The following is a 16,777-nucleotide window of genomic DNA, read 5'->3' as shown; positions in this document are numbered from 1 at the left end:
GGCTTTGAATCTGCCGGCCCGGTCACGCTGAGTGGCGGCAGGCTCAATCGGCGCGGGATCCCGGCACGATCGCCTGCGGCACGTCATAGGCCTTGAGTGCGGCCCAGTGCCGCTCGACATCGCCGGCGAACAGGCCGCGGGTGATCCCGTCGACCAGCTTCGGCACCGCCGTTGTCATGGCATTGATCGACGAGCCGGATGGCCCGAAGCTCATCGTCGCGGCGATGGCGAACAGGTGGATGTCCTTGATCCAGGGCGTCGCGCCGGCCTGCTTCTCCATGAAGCTGTAATCGGCGGCCAGATAGGGAAACGCCGCCAGGCGGTGGTCGCGCTCGTCGGCCGGCGGCGCATAGGCATCGGCCCAGTTGCGGATGTTGCCGGCGAAGCGCGCGAGCTCGGGCTTCGCCGCGTAGTCCATGGCGATCCCGGTGCAGCAGATCAGGAAATCGGCGACGAAGTCGCCGCGCGGCGTGACGACCACGGCGCGGGCGCCCTCGACGCGCGCCGCGGTCCAGGGCGCGCCGGTATGCAGGGTGAAGTTCGCATGCGCGGCGCAGCGGTCCCAGGTCGCCTGCGGAAAGCCTTCGCGCAAGGCCAGTACGTGGCGCATGAAGCGCCAGCGCCAGGCATCGTCGAGGTCGGAGAGGTGCTTCAGGAAGCCGCGGAAGGTGATCTGCCGGTAGGGCTGGATCACCTGCGGCGCCGGCCGGCGGCAGAACACATGCACTTCGGCGGCGCCGGCCTCGAGCGCCGTCGCCGCGTTGTCGAAGGCGGAGGCGCCGGCGCCGAGCACGGCGATCACCTTGCCTTTCAGGCCGGTGAAGTCGATGGAGTCGGCGGTGTGCGCGCGGAACGCGCGGGGCAGGGCGGCGACGAAATCCGGCATCCACCAGCGCCCGGTGCCGTCCTGCCCGGTGGCCAGCACGACCTTGCGCGCGTAGACGGTCTCACGGCCCGCGGCGCTCGCCAGCGTCGCCCGGATCAGCCCCGCCTCGGGCGCGAGTTCGACCAGCTCGGCTTCGTTGCGTACCGGCACGTCGGTCACCGCGCGGACGAACAGCAGATACTCGTTCCAGTCCGCCGGGGCGATCAGGCCGAGCGATTGCCAATGTGCGGCGCCGTACTTCGCCTCGTGCCAGGCCTGGTAGGTCAACGCAGGTATGTCGAGATCCGGGCCGGTATATTCCTTCGGACTGCGCAAGGTCGGCATGCGGGCATAGGTGACCCACGGCCCTTCGCGCCCATAGGCCGCGCGATCCACCACCAGCACGTTGTCGACCCGCTGGCGCTTGAGCGCGAAGGCGGTGGCGATGCCGCCCTGGCCGGCGCCGGCGATGAGCACGTCGAGCGCGTTCGATCCGTCCGGCGCCCGGCGCGGCTCGAGCCAGGCAAGGCTCGGATGCGCGATCATCGCCAGCTCGCGGCGGATACGGGAGGCCAGGGCATCGAGGGACATCGGATCAGCCTATCGAAGCGAATTCAGCGGGCGCATGCAAAAAACGCGCTGCCGGACTTGCGCCGGAAGTGATCCGGGCCCACCTTGCCGTCCGCAATGGACAAGAAGACGACTTACCACGCCTGGTACTGGATGGCCGTCGTCATCGGCGTGCTGCTGATCCAGTACTTCTGGGCCGCCGGCCAGCAGGTGCAGCCGCTGTCCTACAGCGAGTTCCGCAACCTGGTGCGCGAAGGCAAGGTGGCGGAGGTGCGGATCACCGGCGACAGCATCTCGGGTGAGCTGAAGCAGCCGCTGCCGGACGGCCGCAAGCTCTTTGTCACGCGCCAGGTGGCGGACGACCTTGCCGACGAGCTCGACAAGCACGGGGTGAAGTATTCCGGCGTGGCGGAGAACACGCTGATCCGCGATATCCTGTCCTGGGTCGTGCCGATCGTTCTGTTCTTCGTTGTCTGGGCCTTCCTGTTCCGGCGCTTTGCCGACAATGCCGGTTTCGGCGGCGGGATGATGTCGATCGGCAAGAGCCGCGCCAAGGTCTATGTCGAGACCGACACCAAGGTGACCTTTGCCGATGTCGCCGGCGTCGATGAGGCGAAGGAGGAACTGGCGGAGATCGTGCAGTTCCTGAAGGACCCGCAGCGCTATGGCCGGCTGGGCGCCCGCATCCCCAAGGGCGTGCTGCTGGTCGGTCCGCCCGGGACCGGCAAGACGCTGCTCGCCCGCGCGGTGGCCGGCGAGGCCGGCGTGCCGTTCTTCTCGATCTCCGGCTCGGAATTCGTCGAGATGTTCGTCGGCGTCGGCGCCGCCCGCGTGCGCGACCTGTTCGAGCAGGGCCGGAAGCGCGCGCCCGCCATCATCTTCATCGACGAGCTGGACGCGCTCGGCCGCGCCCGCGGCGCCTTCCCCGGCATCGGCGGCCATGACGAGAAGGAGCAGACCCTGAACCAGCTGCTGGTCGAGCTGGACGGCTTCGACGTCAGCTCCGGCCTGGTGCTGCTCGCCGCCACCAACCGGCCGGAGATCCTCGATCCCGCGCTGCTGCGGGCGGGACGGTTCGACCGCCAGGTTCTGGTCGACCGGCCCGACAAGACGGGCCGCATCCAGATCCTCGACGTGCATCTGAAGAAGGTGACGCTCGGCCCCGATATCGACCGCGAGCAGATCGCCGCGATGACTCCGGGCTTCACCGGCGCCGACCTCGCCAACCTGGTGAACGAGGCGGCGCTGCTTGCCACGCGGCACGGTCGCGATGCGGTGACGCTCGCCGATTTCACCGAGGCGGTGGAACGCATCGTCGCGGGTCTGGAGAAGAAGAACCGCCTGCTCAATCCGAAGGAGCGCACCGTGGTCGCCCATCACGAGATGGGGCATGCCTTGGTCGCGCTGTCGCTGCCGGGCAGCGACCCGGTGCACAAGGTCTCCATCATCCCGCGCGGCATCGGCGCGCTCGGCTACACCATCCAGCGGCCGACCGAGGATCGCTTCCTGATGGACCGCGAGGAGCTGGACAACAAGATGGCCGTGCTGCTCGGCGGCCGCGCCGCCGAGCATATCGTGTTCGGCCGCATTTCCACCGGCGCCGCCGACGACCTGCAGAAGGTCACCGACATTGCCCGCAGCATCGTCGCCAAATTCGGCATGTCGGACGAGCTCGGCCTCGTCGTCTATCAGCGCGAGCAGCGCAGCTTCCTCAATGCCCCCGGCATGCCGCCTGCCTACGAGCGCGACTACAGCGAGGCGACGGCGGAACGGATCGACGCCGCGGTCAAGGCGATCGTCGACGCCGCCTTCGCCCGCGCCGTCGGCATCCTGACGCAGCGGCGCGAGGTTCTCGAGCGCGGCGCCAGGCTGCTGCTGGAGCGCGAGACCTTGAGCGAGCAGGATCTCAAGGCCCTGCTGGCGGAGCGGCAGGCGGCGCAATAGAGGAACGACCGCCACGGTTTCGGCTGACGCGGCGCAACAGGCTGGGTAGGATCGCGCCGACAACTCAAGGGGAGCCAAGATGACGTTGCCAAGGATCCGGTCCGGTATTGCCCTCAGCGCAATGGCGGTGCTGGCCGCGGCGCCCGCCTGGGCGCACCATCCCATGGGCGGTGCAACGCCGGCCACGCTGGCTCAGGGCCTGCTTTCGGGGCTGGCCCATCCGGTCATCGGCCTCGATCATCTCGCTTTCGTGGTCGCCGCCGGCGTCCTGGCGGCCCCGCTGGCCGGGCGGTTCCTGCTGCCGGCGGCCTTTGTCGTCGCGGGCCTGGCCGCCGCGCTCTGGCACGTCGCCGGCTTCGACCTGCCCGCGGCGGAGATCGGTGTGCCGCTTTCCGTCCTCGTCCTTGGCGGCATCGTGTTGTGGGGCCGTGCCCTGCCGGCGCAGCTGCTGGCCGCCCTGTTCGCGCTGGCGGGCCTGCTGCATGGCTATGCCCTGGCCGAGACCGTGGTGGGGGCCGAGACAACGCCGGTCGTCGCCTATCTCGCCGGCTTCGGCCTGGTGCAATACCTCATTGCTCTCGGTGCGATGGCGGCGACCCGTGCGCTGGCGGCAAAGCCCGCCGCCTTGGCTCGTGCGGCGGTCGGCGCGGCGGCCGTCGTGGTCGGTCTCGTCCAGCTCGGCCTCGGCTTCGCGTAAGCCGGCTGCGGCCGGCGAACCTTCCGCTACGTCAATGTGTTGCAGGGGTGGTCCGGTCTTCTTCGCCGGGCCGCCCCGCCTTGCATTTGCGGCGGCAGGCTTGTAGTCGGGGCGGCTCGGCCGGGGTCGAGGCGCGCCGCGGGAGGGAGCGATGGAACGCGAGTCGATGGAGTTCGATGTGGTGATCGTTGGCGCCGGGCCGGCCGGGCTCGCCGCGGCGATCCGCCTGCGCCAGCTCGCCATCGCCGCCGGCACCGAGATCTCCGTCTGCGTCATCGAAAAGGGGTCCGAGGTCGGCGCTCATATCCTGTCCGGCGCCGTGGTCGATCCGATCGGCCTGAACGAGCTGATGCCGGACTGGAGGGAGAAGGGCGCGCCGCTCAAGACGCCGGTCACCGAGGATCGCTTCTACATCCTGACCGAGCACAACCACATCCCGATCCCGAACTTCTTCATGCCGCCGCTGATGAACAATCACGGCAACTACATCGTCAGCCTCGGCAATGTCTGCCGCTGGCTGGCCGAGCAGGCGGAGGCGCTGGAAGTCAACCTGTTCCCGGGCTTCGCCGCGGCCGAGGTGCTGTACGACGAGAAGGGCGCGGTCAAGGGCGTCGCCACCGGCGATATGGGCATCGGCAAGAACGGGGAGAAGAAATCCGGCTATCAGCCCGGCATGGAGCTGCACGCCAAATACACCTTCTTCGCCGAGGGCGTGCGCGGCTCGCTGACCAAGACCCTGTTCGAGCGCTTCAAGCTGCGCGACGGCGTCGAGCCGCAGAAATTCGGCATCGGCATCAAGGAGCTCTGGCAGATCGATCCGGCCAGGCACAAGCCCGGCCTCGTCATCCACACGCAAGGCTGGCCGCTCGACAGCCGGACCGCCGGCGGCTCCTTCATGTACCACCTGGAGGACAACCAGGTGGCGGTCGGCTTCGTGGTCAACCTGAACTACGAGAACCCCTATCTCTATCCCTTCGAGGAGTTCCAGCGCTTCAAGCTGCATCCCGCAGTGAAGCCGTTCTTCGAGGGCGGCAAGCGGCTCTCCTATGGCGCCCGCGCCATCAACGAGGGCGGCCTGCAATCGGTGCCGAAGCTGGTCTTCCCGGGCGGCGCGCTGATCGGCTGCTCCGCCGGTTTCGTCAACGTGCCGCGCATCAAGGGCAGCCACAACGCGATCAAGACCGGCATGCTGGCGGCCGAGGCCGCCTTCGAGGCGCTCAAGGCCGGTCGTTCGGGCGACGAGCTGAGCAGCTATCCGGAGGCGTTCCGCACGTCCTGGGCGCACAAGGACCTCTACAAGGTGCGCAACGTGAAGCCGGGGCTGCGCTTCGGCCTGTGGCTCGGCACGGCGCTGGGCGGCTTCCACATGTGGATGGAGGATCTGGGCCTCGGTTTCCTCACGCCCTGGACTCTCAAGCACAGGAAGGCCGATCACGAGAGCCTGAAGCCGAAGCGCGACTTCAAGCCGATCGACTATCCGAAGCCGGACGGCAAGATCACCTTCGACCGGCTCTCCTCGGTGTTCATCTCGAACACCAATCACGAGGAGGACCAGCCGTGTCATCTCACGCTCAAGGACGCCTCGATCCCGATCAAGGTCAATCTCGAGCTCTATGATGCGCCGGAGCAGCGCTATTGCCCGGCCGGCGTCTACGAGATCGTGCGCAACGACGACGGGTCCGATCCCAGGCTGCAAATCAACGCGCAGAACTGCGTGCACTGCAAGACCTGCGACATCAAGGACCCGACGCAGAACATCAACTGGGTCGTGCCGGAAGGCGGCGGCGGGCCCAACTACCCGAACATGTAGGTCGAAAGGACCGCATTCCCGATGCTCGACGCGATGCGCCGGACCGCCGGCACCTGGGTCGTCCGGATCTTCCTCGTCATCCTGATCGGCAGCTTCGCGGTCTGGGGCATCGGCGATTTCATCCGCGGCAGCACGGATATATCGGTGGCCAAGGTCGGCGGCACGGAGATCTCGCCGACCGAGTACAGCGAACAGCTGCGCCGCGAGCTGCAGCGCCTGCAAAGCCAGCTGGGCGGCCCGGTCGACGCCGCCCAGGCCCGCGCCCTCGGCCTCAACGAGCAGGTGCTGCGCACCATGATCGGCCGCCGCCTGCTCGACCTGGAAGCGGAGAAGCTGCGCGTGGTGGTGCCCGACGACGTGGTCGCCGCGGAGATCCGCAACAATGCCGCGTTCCAAGGGCCGACCAACCAGTTCGACCGGCCGACCTACGAGCGCGCGGTCATGGCGCAGGGCTGGTCGCCGACGCGCTTCGAATATCTGCTGCGCCAGGACATGACGCGCGATGCGCTGGCCGGCTCCGTCGTGGCCGGTTTGCGCGGTGGCGCGCCGAAGGTGCTGGTGGACCGCATCCAGGCCTATCGGGGCGAGCGCCGCGAGGCCGAGATCGCCGTGCTGGACCCGAAAGGCGAGGTGGCGGCGCCGGACGAGGCGACCTTGCGCAAGTTCCACCAGGAGAACGCGGCGCGCTTCACCGCGCCCGAGCTGCGCAGCTTCGCCTATCTGACGGTCGAGGCGAAGGATGTCGCCGACACCATCCAGCTCACCGACAAGGAATTGCAGGACGAGTACGAGTCCCGGCTTTCGACCTATCGGGAGCCGGAGCGCCGACGGGTGGAGCAGATGCTGTTCCCCGATCAAGCCGCCGCCGATGCGGCCTTCGCCAAGCTGAAGGATGGCGGCAACTTCGCCGCCGTCGCCAAGGAGACGCTCGGCCAGGAGGCGGCCGACCTGTCGCTCGGCCTCGTCACCCAGTCGGAGCTGCCGGAAGAGATCGGCGCGCCGGTTTTCGCGCTCGCGCAGGGCGAAATCTCCAAGCCGGTGCAGAGCCCGTTCGGCTGGCACATCCTGCGCGTGAGCGAGATCCAGCCGGCGCGCGAGAAGAAGTTCGAAGAAGCAAAGGACGAGCTCGCCCGCGAGCTCAAGCTGCAGCGCGCCTCGGATGAGCTGTACCGTATCGGCGCGCAGGTGCAGGACGAGATCGCCGGCGGCGCCAGCATCGATCAATTGGCGGCGAAGCTGAACGTGCCGGTGAAGCGCGTCGCCGCCATGGATGCCCGCGGCCGTGACGTCGAGGGCAGGCCGGTTCCGGGTCTGCCGCAATTCCGCGAGTTCCTGCCCTTGGTCAACGAGGTGGTGCCGGGTGGCGAGCCCGAGGTGCGGGAGATGTCCGAAGGCGCCTATGTCGTGGTGCGGGTCGATGGCGTGACACCGTCGGCGCTCAGGCCCTTCGAGGCGGTGCAGGCGGCCGTGCTGGAAGCCTGGCGGTCGGTTGCCCACCGCGAACAAGCGGAGGCGGCAGCCAAGGCGCTGATCGAGAAGGCGAAGACCGGCGGGGACTTCGCCGAGCTCGCGCGGGAAGCGGGCGCCGAGATCCGGTCGAGCGGGGCCTTCACCCGCGACGGTACCGGGGCCGATCGGGTGGTCTCGGGCCAGCTCGCCGCGCAGCTCTTTGCCGCCAAGGTCGGCGACCTTGCCGAAGGTCCGGCCGGCGACGGCCGCGGCTATGTGGTGGCGCGCCTGGCGTCGATTTCCCCGGCCGATCCCGGCGATGCGGCAGCACGCGAGCGGCTGGCCAAGAATCTGGGGGCCGGCTATGCCGACGACATTGCGACCCTCTACCGCAGCGCCCTGGAGGGGGAATACGGCGTCAGCATCAACCGGCAGAACCTGGATCGCACCAATTGACCGGCGGCGGACGCCAGATCGCGCTTGATCGGCCGCTTTCGCTGCGTATATTCCCGGCCCTCACATAGCTCCTTGCCGGCCCTGCAGGCCGGCTAGGCCGGGGCGGCCGACAGGACCCATCGGGGGGCCAGCGGCGCCCGGCCGTGAAGATCCGGAAGGAGAGCGTTTACGATGGCGTTCTACGAGAACGTGTTCATCGTCCGTCAGGATGTGTCCGCGACCCAGGTCGAGACACTGGCGAACGAATTCGGCGAGATCGTCAAGCAGAACGGCGGCGAGGTGAAGAAGGTGGAGCCCTGGGGGCTTCGCAGCTTGGCCTACCGCATCCGCAAGAACCGCAAGGGCCATTACATGCTGCTCGGCATCGATGCGCCGGCGGCGGCCTTGGCGGAGCTGGAGCGCAACCAGCGCTTGCATGACGACGTTATCCGCTATCTGACCGTCAAGGTCGACGCGATCGAGGAAGGCCCCTCGGCCGTGCTGGTCAGCCGCGCGAAGGACGACCGTCCGGGCGGCGGCCGGCGCGAGGGTGGCTTCCGCGGCGGCCGCGAGGGTGGCGGCTTCCGCGGTGATCGCGACGGTGGCGGCGGTGGCTACCGCGGCGATCGCGATGGCTTTCGGGGCGACCGGCGCCCGGCCGCTGCCGAAACGACGGAGGGCTGATCGATGTCCGAACACACTGCAGCGGCCGCCGGTGCGGCGCCGCGTTCCGCCGGTCCTGCCCGCCGCCCGTTCTTCCGTCGGCGCAAGACCTGCCCGTTCTCCGGCGCCAATGCGCCGAAGATCGACTACAAGGACGTGAAGCTGCTGCAGCGCTTCATCTCCGAGCGCGGCAAGATCGTGCCGAGCCGCATCACCGCGGTCAGCGCCAAGAAGCAGCGCGCGCTGGCCCAGGCGATCAAGCGGGCGCGGCAGCTGGCCCTGCTGCCCTACGCCGTCAGCTGAGAGGAGTGCCGGCTGATGGCCGGCCGTGCCGCCGCCCATGCAACGCGACCTGCTGCTCGCCCTCGCCTTCGGGGCTGCGAGCGCGCTCGCGCACGCGGCGATCGCCTTCGGCGGCGCGGGCGCGCTGATCTTCGCGCTGCTGGCGCCGCTGCCGATCTTCTATGCGGGGCTCGCCCTGGGGCCGCGCTCGGCCTTGATCGCCGGCGCGGCGGGGACGGCGGCAAGCTTGGCGCTGGGCCCCTTGGTCGCCCTCGGCTACCTCGTGGAGGTGGCGATCGGCCCCTATCTGCTGACCCGGCAGGCGGTGCTGTTCCGCACCGGCCCGCAAGGCAATGCCGAGTGGTACCCGGTAGGCAGGCTGTTCGGCTGGCTCGCCGGCATCGCCGCCGCGGCGTTGACGGCGCTGCACGTCTGGTTTCTCGGCGCGGATGGCGGGCTGACCGGGGCGCTGGAGCAGACCATTGCCGCCTATCTGGAGCAGCTGCGCGAGGCCGGCGTGCTGGCGGAGCTGCGGCTGGAGCAGAACCCGGCGGCGATCGCCGCCACGATGGCGCGCATCCTGCCTGGGGCTGCGGCGGCGGTCTGGATGCTGGTCATGATCGCCAACGGCGCATTGGCGCAGGGGCTGGCGCTCAGGTTCGGCAAGGCAATCCGGCCGGTGGCCGCGCTGGTCACCATGCAGCTGCCGATCTGGCTTCTGGCCGCGCTGCCGGCGGCGCTGGTGATCTCCCTGCTCGACGGGCCGGTCGGGGCCTGGGCAGCAAGCCTGGTGCCGGTCGCCATGGTGCCGGTGCTGTTCCAGGGCTGCGCCGTGGTGCATGTGCTGGCACGCCGCACGCCGATGGCGGGGCTGGTGATCGGATGTTTCTATGCGCTGATGCTGATTTTCAGCGCGCTGGTGCTGGTGGTGATCCTGCTCGGCATTGCCGAGCATTGGCTTAAGGTCCGCCGCCGCGTGCTCGACGCGGCCGGCCGAGGAGGATGAGAGATGGAAGTCGTTCTGCTGGAGCGCGTCGAGAAGCTCGGTCAGATGGGCGAGGTCGTCCGGGTGAAGGACGGCTACGCGCGCAACTATCTGCTGCCGCAGCGCAAGGCGCTGCGCGCCACCAAGGACAACATGGCCCGCTTCGAGAAGGAGCGCGCCCAGCTCGAGGCGACCAACCTCCAGCGCCGGGCGGAGGCCGAGAAGGTGGCCGCGAAGATGACCGATGTTTCGGTCACCATCCTGCGCAATGCTTCGGAAACAGCGGCGCTCTACGGTTCGGTGTCGAGCCGCGACGTGGCGGACGCGCTGACCGCGGCGGGCTACACCGTCGAGCGCAGTCAGGTCGCGCTGGACCGGCCGTACAAGACGCTCGGGATGCACAAGGTGCGTATCGCGCTGCACCCCGAGGTCTCGATCGAGGCGACGGTCAATATCGCCCGATCGCAGGCCGAGGCGGAGCAGCAGGCGGCCGGCATCGTTCCGGCGGCCGAGCAGTTCTTCGAGGAAGGCGCCGCGCCGGAGGCCGAGGCGGAAGGCGACGCGGAAGCGACCGAGAGCAAGTCCAATTGATGCGCCGGACCGCCGGTCCGGTAGGGTGAGAGCGGGGCGACAGCATCCAGCCAGGGGAGTTGAGAGATGGCCCGTAAGAAGATCGCGCTGATCGGCGGTGGCAATATCGGGGGCACGCTCGCCCATCTGGTCGGATTGAAAGAGCTCGGCGACGTCGTCATGTTCGACATCGTCGAGGGCCTGCCGCAGGGCAAGACGCTCGACCTCGCCCAGTCAGGTGCCGTCGAGGGCTTCGATGCCAGGCTCGCTGGCACCAACAGCTACGAGGCCATCGCCGGCGCCGATGTGGTGATTGTCACCGCCGGCGTGCCGCGCAAGCCCGGCATGAGCCGCGACGACCTGCTCGGCATCAACATGAAGGTTATGCAGCAGGTCGGCGCCGGCATCGCCAAATACTGCCCCGATGCCTTCGTCATCTGCATCACCAACCCGCTCGATGCCATGGTGTGGGTGCTGCGCCAGGTGACCAAGCAGCCGGCTCACAAGGTGGTCGGCATGGCCGGCGTGCTCGACAGCTCGCGCTTCCGCCATTTCCTGGCCGAGGAGTTCAACGTCTCGATCGAGGACGTGACTGCCTTCGTGCTCGGCGGCCATGGCGACGACATGGTGCCGCTGGTCCGCTATTCCACCGTGGCCGGCGTGCCGCTGCCCGACCTGGTGAAGATGGGCTGGACCACGCAGGAGAAGCTCGACGCCATGGTCAAGCGCACCCGCGGCGGCGGCGGCGAGATCGTGGCGCTGCTCAAGACCGGCTCCGCCTTCTATGCCCCGGCCGCCTCGGCGATCGCCATGGCCGAGAGCTATCTCAAGGATAAGAAGCGGGTGTTGCCCTGCGCCGCATGGCTCTCCGGCCAGTACGGCTACAAGGACATCTATGTCGGCGTGCCGGTGGTGATCGGCGCCGGCGGCGTCGAAAAGGTGATGGAGATCCAGCTCAATGCCGACGAGAAGGCGATGCTGGAGAAGTCGGTCGGCTCGGTGAAGACCCTGATCGACGCCTGCATCCAGCTCGATCCCTCAATCGCAAAGTAATGCTTTCGGCTCAGGTTGCAGCGCACAATGCGGCTGCTATAGCCTTGACCCCACGCAAACTGGCTGGACCGGCCTGCCGGCCCTGGCCCTGGATGCCTCTGACTGCGCAAGCCCAGGAAGGCCGATGAACATCCACGAGTATCAGGGCAAAGCCCTGCTGGCGAAGTACGGCGTGAACGTGCCACGCGGCCATGTCGCCTATACCGCCGATGAGGCCTATGCGAAGTCGGGCGAGCTGCCGGGCCCCGTCTGGGTGGTCAAGGCGCAGATCCATGCCGGCGGCCGCGGCAAGGGCGGCGGCGTCAAGCTCGCCAAGTCGCGCGACGAGGTGAAGGCTCTCGCCCAGAAGATGCTCGGCATGACCCTGGTCACGCACCAGACCGGGCCCGAGGGCAAGGAAGTCAAGCGCGTCTATGTCGAGGACGGCTGCGACATCAAGCGCGAGCTCTACCTCTCCATGCTGGTGGATCGCTCGTCCAGCCGCATCACCGTCATGGCCTCGACCGAAGGCGGCATGGACATCGAGGAAGTCGCCGCGCATTCGCCGGAGAAGATCATCCGCGTCGCCATCGATCCGGTCGCCGGCCTGCAGGCCTTCCACGCCCGCAAGATCGCCTTCGGCCTCGGCCTGAAGGACAAGCAGATCGGTTCGGCGGTCAAGTTCCTGTCCGGCCTCTACGCCGCCTTCGTCGATCTCGACATGTCGCTCTTGGAGATCAACCCACTGGTGGTCACCGGCGCGGGCGACCTGATCGCCCTCGATGCCAAGGTCAACTTCGACGACAACGGCCTGTTCCGCCACCCCGATATCGAGGCGCTGCGCGACCCTGACGAGGAGAACGCGGCCGAGCTCGAAGCCGGCAAGCACGGCCTCAACTACATCAAGCTCGACGGCAATATCGGCTGCATGGTCAATGGCGCGGGCCTCGCTATGGCGACCATGGACATCGTGAAGCTGTACGGCGCGGCACCGGCGAACTTCCTCGATGTCGGCGGCGGCGCCACCAAGGAGCGCGTCACCACCGCGTTCAAGATCATCCTCGCCGACCCGAACGTGGAGGCGATCCTGGTCAACATCTTCGGCGGCATCATGCGCTGCGACGTGATCGCCGAAGGCGTGGTCGCGGCGGCGCGCGAGGTCGCGCTGCAGGTGCCGCTGGTGGTGCGGCTCGAGGGCACCAACGTCGCCCTCGGCAAGAAGATCCTGGCGGAGAGCGGCCTGCCGATCACCTCCGCCGACAACCTCGCCGACGCCGCCGAGAAGGTGGTCCAGGCCGTGCGGGAGGCTGCGTAATGGCCGTTCTGGTCAGCTCCAAAACCAAGGTCATCTGCCAGGGCTTCACCGGCGCGCAGGGCACCTTCCATTCCGAACAGGCGATCGCCTACGGCACCAAGATGGTCGGCGGCGTGACGCCGGGCAAAGGCGGGGCCAAGCATCTCGACCTGCCGATCTTCGACACCGTCGCCGAGGCGCGCGCCAAGACCGGCTGCGACGCCACCGTCATCTACGTGCCGCCGCCCTTCGCGGCGGACGCCATCCTGGAAGCGATCGACAGCGAGCTGCCGCTGATCGTCTGCATCACCGAAGGCATCCCGGTGATCGACATGGTCCGCGTGAAGCGGGCGCTGGCTGGCTCCAAGTCGCGGCTGATCGGGCCGAACTGCCCCGGCGTGATCACGCCGGACGAGTGCAAGATCGGTATCATGCCGGGCCATATCCACAAGCGCGGCAAGATCGGCATCGTGTCGCGTTCCGGCACCCTGACCTACGAGGCGGTGGCGCAGACCACCGCGGCGGGGCTCGGCCAGACCACCTGCATCGGCATCGGCGGCGACCCGGTCAACGGCACCAACTTCGTGGAGTGCCTGGAGATGTTCCTGGGCGACAAGGAGACCCAGGGCATCATCATGATCGGCGAGATCGGCGGCGATGCCGAGGTGCAGGGCGCCGAGTTCCTGAAGAAGTCCAAGGTGAAGAAGCCGACCGTCGGATTCATCGCCGGCCGCACCGCGCCCCCGGGCCGCCGCATGGGCCATGCCGGCGCGGTGATCTCGGGCGGCAAGGACACCGCCGACCACAAGATCGAGGTCATGCGCAGTGCCGGTATTCAGGTCGCGGACTCGCCGGCCGCACTCGGCGACACCATGTTAAAAATAATGAAAGGTTAGGAGGACACGTTCGGGGGCGCTGTTGGAGGGGTACCCGTCAACCTTAGGAACGCGGCCGGTCGATGCCGCGGTGGCGAACCATGACAAGCGCACTCGAAGGAACACAGTTCCTCTATGGCCCGAATAGCGGCTTCATCGAAGAACTATATGCCCGTTTTCTAGCCAATCCCGGCTCGGTCGATCCGAGCTGGCAGGCGTTCTTCGCCGGACTTGGCCGTGAGGAAGCCCCGCGCGGGCCCTCCTGGGGCCTGAAGAACGGCTACCACGCCTTGGCCGAGGACGGCCTCGCGGGCGCCGGCGGACTCGCTGACAAGTCGGCGAAACGCGCCCAGGCGGCCGGCGTGGAGGATATCCGGGCGGCGGCGCTGGACAGCATCCGCGCGTACATGCTGATCCGGACCTACCGGATCCGGGGCCATCTCAAGGCCGATCTCGACCCGCTCGGCTTCGACAAGATGGACCATCCGGAGCTCGATCCGGCCGCCTACGGCTTCACCGCGGCCGACATGGACCGGCCGATCTATATCGGCAACATCATGCCGGGCCTGGAGACGGCGACCATCCGCGAGATGCTGGCGCTGCTGACCCGCGCCTATTGCTCGACCATCGGCGTCGAGTACATGCACATCTACCACACCGAGCAGCGCCGCTGGATCCAGGAGCGGATGGAGGGCCGCGACAAGGAGGTCCACTTCACGCCCGAAGGCAAGCGCGCGATCCTGCGCAAGCTGATCGAGGCGGAGGCCTTCGAGCGCTTCTGCGGCGTGAAATTCACCGCCACCAAGCGTTTCGGTCTCGATGGCGGCGAGGCGCTGATCCCCTCGCTGGAGGCGATCGTCAAGACCGGCGGCCAGCTCGGCATCCGCGAGATCATCCTCGGCATGCCGCATCGCGGCCGGCTCAACGTGCTCGCGAATTTCATGTCGAAGCCGTTCCGGGCCATCTTCTCGGAGTTCCAGGGCGGCGCCGCGCATCCCGAGGACATCGAAGGCTCCGGCGACGTCAAATACCATCTCGGCACCTCGTCGGACCGCGAGTTCGACGGCAACAAGGTGCATCTCTCGCTCACCGCCAACCCGTCGCACCTGGAAGCGGTCGACCCCGTCTGCCTCGGCAAGGCGCGCGCCAAGCAGCAGCAGATCGGCGATACCGAGCGCTCGCAGGTGATCACCGTGCTGATGCATGGCGATGCCGCCTTCGCCGGCCAGGGCCTGGTGGCGGAATGCTTCGCGCTGTCCGACCTGCGCGGCTACGGCACTGGCGGCACCCTGCACTTCATCGTCAACAACCAGATTGGCTTTACCACGGCGCCGAAATATTCGCGCTCCTCGCCCTATCCGTCGGATTCGGCGAAGATGGTGCAGTCGCCGATCTTCCACGCCAATGGCGACGATCCGGAAGCGGTGGTGCATGTCACCAAGCTCGCCACCGAGTTCCGGCAGATGTTCAAGAAGGATGTGGTGGTGGACATGTTCTGCTACCGCCGCCACGGCCACAACGAGGCCGACGAGCCGTCCTTCACCCAGCCTTTGATGTACCGCCAGATCGCCAAGCAGCGGCCGACGCGGGAGATCTATGCCGAGAAGCTGGTCGCCGAAGGCGTCATGACGGCGGGCGATGTCGAGGCCATGCAGGCCGAGGTGAACGCGGTCCTGAACACCGAGTTCGACGCGGCCAAGAGCTACAAGCCGAACAAGGCCGACTGGCTGGAAGGCCGCTGGTCCGGCTTCGAGGTCGCTTCCGGCGGCAAGCGCGCCGGCGATACCGCGGTCTCCCTCGACAAGCTGCGCGAGGTCGGTCGCAAGCTGGTCGACGTGCCCAAGGACTTCAACCTGCACCGCACGCTGCGCCGCCTGATGGACCAGAAGGGCAAGGCGATCGAGACCGGCGAAGGCATCGACTGGTCGACCGGCGAGGCACTGGCCTTCGGCACCTTGCTCGCCGAAGGCACGCCGGTCAGGCTCTCCGGCCAGGATTCCGGCCGCGGCACCTTCTCGCAGCGCCATGCCGTGCTGGTCGACCAGCAGACCGAGGCGCGCTACCTGCCGCTCGAGCATGTGAGCGACAAGCAGGCCAGCATCGAGGTGATCGATTCGTTGCTCTCGGAAGCCGCCGTGCTCGGCTTCGAATACGGCTACACCATGGCCGAGCCGAACGCGCTCGTGCTGTGGGAGGCGCAGTTCGGCGATTTCGCCAACGGCGCCCAGGTCATCATCGACCAGTTCATCGCCTCGGCCGAGAGCAAGTGGCAGCGCATGTCGGGCCTCGTCCTGCTGCTGCCGCACGGCTACGAGGGCGCCGGGCCCGAGCATTCCTCCGCCAGGCTCGAGCGCTTCCTGCAGCTCTGCGCCGAGGACAACATGCAGGTCTGCAACCTGACCACGCCGGCCAACTACTTCCACGCGCTGCGGCGGCAGATCCACCGCAAATTCCGCAAGCCGCTCGTCATCATGACGCCGAAATCGCTGCTGCGGCACAAGCTCGCGGTGTCGAAGCTCAGCGAGATGGGGCCGGGTTCGACCTTCCACCGCGTGCTGTGGGACGATGCGCCGCCGAAGGATCCGAAGAAGGTGAAGCGCGTCATCCTCTGCTCCGGCAAGGTCTATTACGACTTGTTCGAGGAGCGGGCGCAGCGCGGTCTCACCGATGCCGTGATCCTGCGCATCGAGCAGCTTTATCCCTTCCCGACCGATGCGCTGGTGCAGGAGCTCAAGCCATACGCCCATGTGGATCGCGTGATCTGGTGCCAGGAAGAGCCGAAGAACATGGGCGCCTGGTTCTCGGTCGAGCCCGAGATCGAGCGTACGCTCGACGAGGCAGGCTTCAAGAAGGCGAAGCGCCCGGTCTATGCCGGTCGCGCCGCCGCCGCCTCGCCGGCCACCGGCCTCCATGCCAAGCACGTCAAGCAACAGAAGCAGCTGGTCGACGAGGCGCTCGTCGGCTGAGCCGCAGATAAGGGGTTTCCCGCATGTCGATCGAGATCCGCGTCCCCACCATGGGGGAATCGGTCACCGAAGCGACCGTCGCCAAATGGCTGAAGCAGCCGGGCGAGGCGGTCGCCGCCGATGAGCCGCTCTGCGAGCTCGAAACCGACAAGGTGACGTTGGAGGTGAACGCGCCGGCCGCCGGCACGCTGGCCGAGATCGTCGCGGCCGAGGGCGATGTGGTCGCGGTCGGTGCGCTGCTGGCGCAGTTCCAGGACGGCGCCGCCGGGGCCGCCAAGCCCGCGGCGAAGCCCGCCGCCGCCCCGTCCAAGCCCGCGGCCCCGCCGCCGCCCAAGCCGGC

At 68.0% G+C, this 16,777-nt stretch carries 14 protein-coding genes; 13 read left to right on the top strand and 1 reads right to left on the bottom strand.

Features of this window, described 5'->3' with window-relative positions:
• Positions 1–43: 43 nt before the first annotated feature.
• Positions 44–1,456, bottom strand: a complete 1,413-nt coding sequence (locus DT074_RS22690) for an NAD(P)-binding domain-containing protein (RefSeq protein WP_119422151.1) — start codon at positions 1,454–1,456, stop codon at positions 44–46.
• A gap of 96 nt (positions 1,457–1,552) precedes the next feature.
• On the opposite strand from DT074_RS22690, the gene ftsH reads away from it, so the two are divergent.
• The 13 genes from ftsH to DT074_RS22625 all read left to right on the top strand — a co-directional run.
• Positions 1,553–3,379 (top strand): ATP-dependent zinc metalloprotease FtsH, encoded by a 1,827-nt coding sequence (ftsH, locus tag DT074_RS22685; RefSeq protein WP_119422150.1) that lies wholly within the window; start codon positions 1,553–1,555, stop codon positions 3,377–3,379.
• Positions 3,380–3,458: 79 nt separating this feature from the next.
• Positions 3,459–4,076, top strand: a complete 618-nt coding sequence (locus tag DT074_RS22680) for a HupE/UreJ family protein (RefSeq protein ID WP_119422149.1) — start codon at positions 3,459–3,461, stop codon at positions 4,074–4,076.
• Between the two features lie 151 nt (positions 4,077–4,227).
• Positions 4,228–5,886: an electron transfer flavoprotein-ubiquinone oxidoreductase gene (locus DT074_RS22675; protein WP_119422148.1), complete on the top strand. Its 1,659-nt coding sequence runs from the start codon at positions 4,228–4,230 to the stop codon at positions 5,884–5,886.
• A 21-nt stretch (positions 5,887–5,907) separates the two neighbouring features.
• A complete protein-coding gene (locus tag DT074_RS22670; RefSeq protein ID WP_119422147.1) occupies positions 5,908–7,791 on the top strand; it encodes a peptidylprolyl isomerase in 1,884 nt (627 codons plus the stop codon).
• A 171-nt stretch (positions 7,792–7,962) separates the two neighbouring features.
• Positions 7,963–8,454: a 30S ribosomal protein S6 gene (gene rpsF, locus DT074_RS22665; RefSeq protein WP_119422146.1), complete on the top strand. Its 492-nt coding sequence runs from the start codon at positions 7,963–7,965 to the stop codon at positions 8,452–8,454.
• A 3-nt stretch (positions 8,455–8,457) separates the two neighbouring features.
• Positions 8,458–8,736 (top strand): 30S ribosomal protein S18, encoded by a 279-nt coding sequence (gene rpsR, locus DT074_RS22660; protein WP_119422145.1) that lies wholly within the window; start codon positions 8,458–8,460, stop codon positions 8,734–8,736.
• A 25-nt stretch (positions 8,737–8,761) separates the two neighbouring features.
• Complete coding sequence (locus tag DT074_RS22655; RefSeq protein WP_162915117.1) at positions 8,762–9,721, top strand: DUF2232 domain-containing protein; 960 nt, start codon at positions 8,762–8,764, stop codon at positions 9,719–9,721.
• Positions 9,722–9,724: 3 nt separating this feature from the next.
• Complete coding sequence (gene rplI, locus DT074_RS22650; protein ID WP_119422143.1) at positions 9,725–10,291, top strand: 50S ribosomal protein L9; 567 nt, start codon at positions 9,725–9,727, stop codon at positions 10,289–10,291.
• 66 nt (positions 10,292–10,357) lie between these two features.
• Entirely contained in the window at positions 10,358–11,323 is a 966-nt protein-coding gene (gene mdh / locus DT074_RS22645) for a malate dehydrogenase (protein ID WP_119422142.1), read from the top strand.
• A 124-nt stretch (positions 11,324–11,447) separates the two neighbouring features.
• Complete coding sequence (gene sucC, locus DT074_RS22640; protein ID WP_119422141.1) at positions 11,448–12,617, top strand: ADP-forming succinate--CoA ligase subunit beta; 1,170 nt, start codon at positions 11,448–11,450, stop codon at positions 12,615–12,617.
• The gene (sucD, locus tag DT074_RS22635; protein WP_119422140.1) at positions 12,617–13,492 is read left to right on the top strand and encodes a succinate--CoA ligase subunit alpha; all 876 of its coding nucleotides are present in this window, start codon (positions 12,617–12,619) and stop codon (positions 13,490–13,492) included. The genes sucC and sucD overlap by 1 nt, the downstream gene beginning before the upstream one ends.
• Before the next feature lie 62 nt (positions 13,493–13,554).
• Complete coding sequence (locus DT074_RS22630) at positions 13,555–16,437, top strand: 2-oxoglutarate dehydrogenase E1 component (protein ID WP_438503705.1); 2,883 nt, start codon at positions 13,555–13,557, stop codon at positions 16,435–16,437.
• A gap of 23 nt (positions 16,438–16,460) precedes the next feature.
• Positions 16,461–16,777, top strand: a 317-nt coding sequence (locus DT074_RS22625) for a biotin/lipoyl-containing protein (protein WP_368744856.1), incomplete at its 3' end; no start/stop codon positions are given.

It is taken from the genome of Desertibaculum subflavum (genome assembly GCA_003576705.1).
In the GTDB taxonomy this organism is placed as follows: domain Bacteria; phylum Pseudomonadota; class Alphaproteobacteria; order Ferrovibrionales; family Ferrovibrionaceae; genus Desertibaculum; species Desertibaculum subflavum.
Note: the sequence above shows the minus strand (reverse complement) of the source record. Positions and strands in the feature narration are given on the sequence as shown.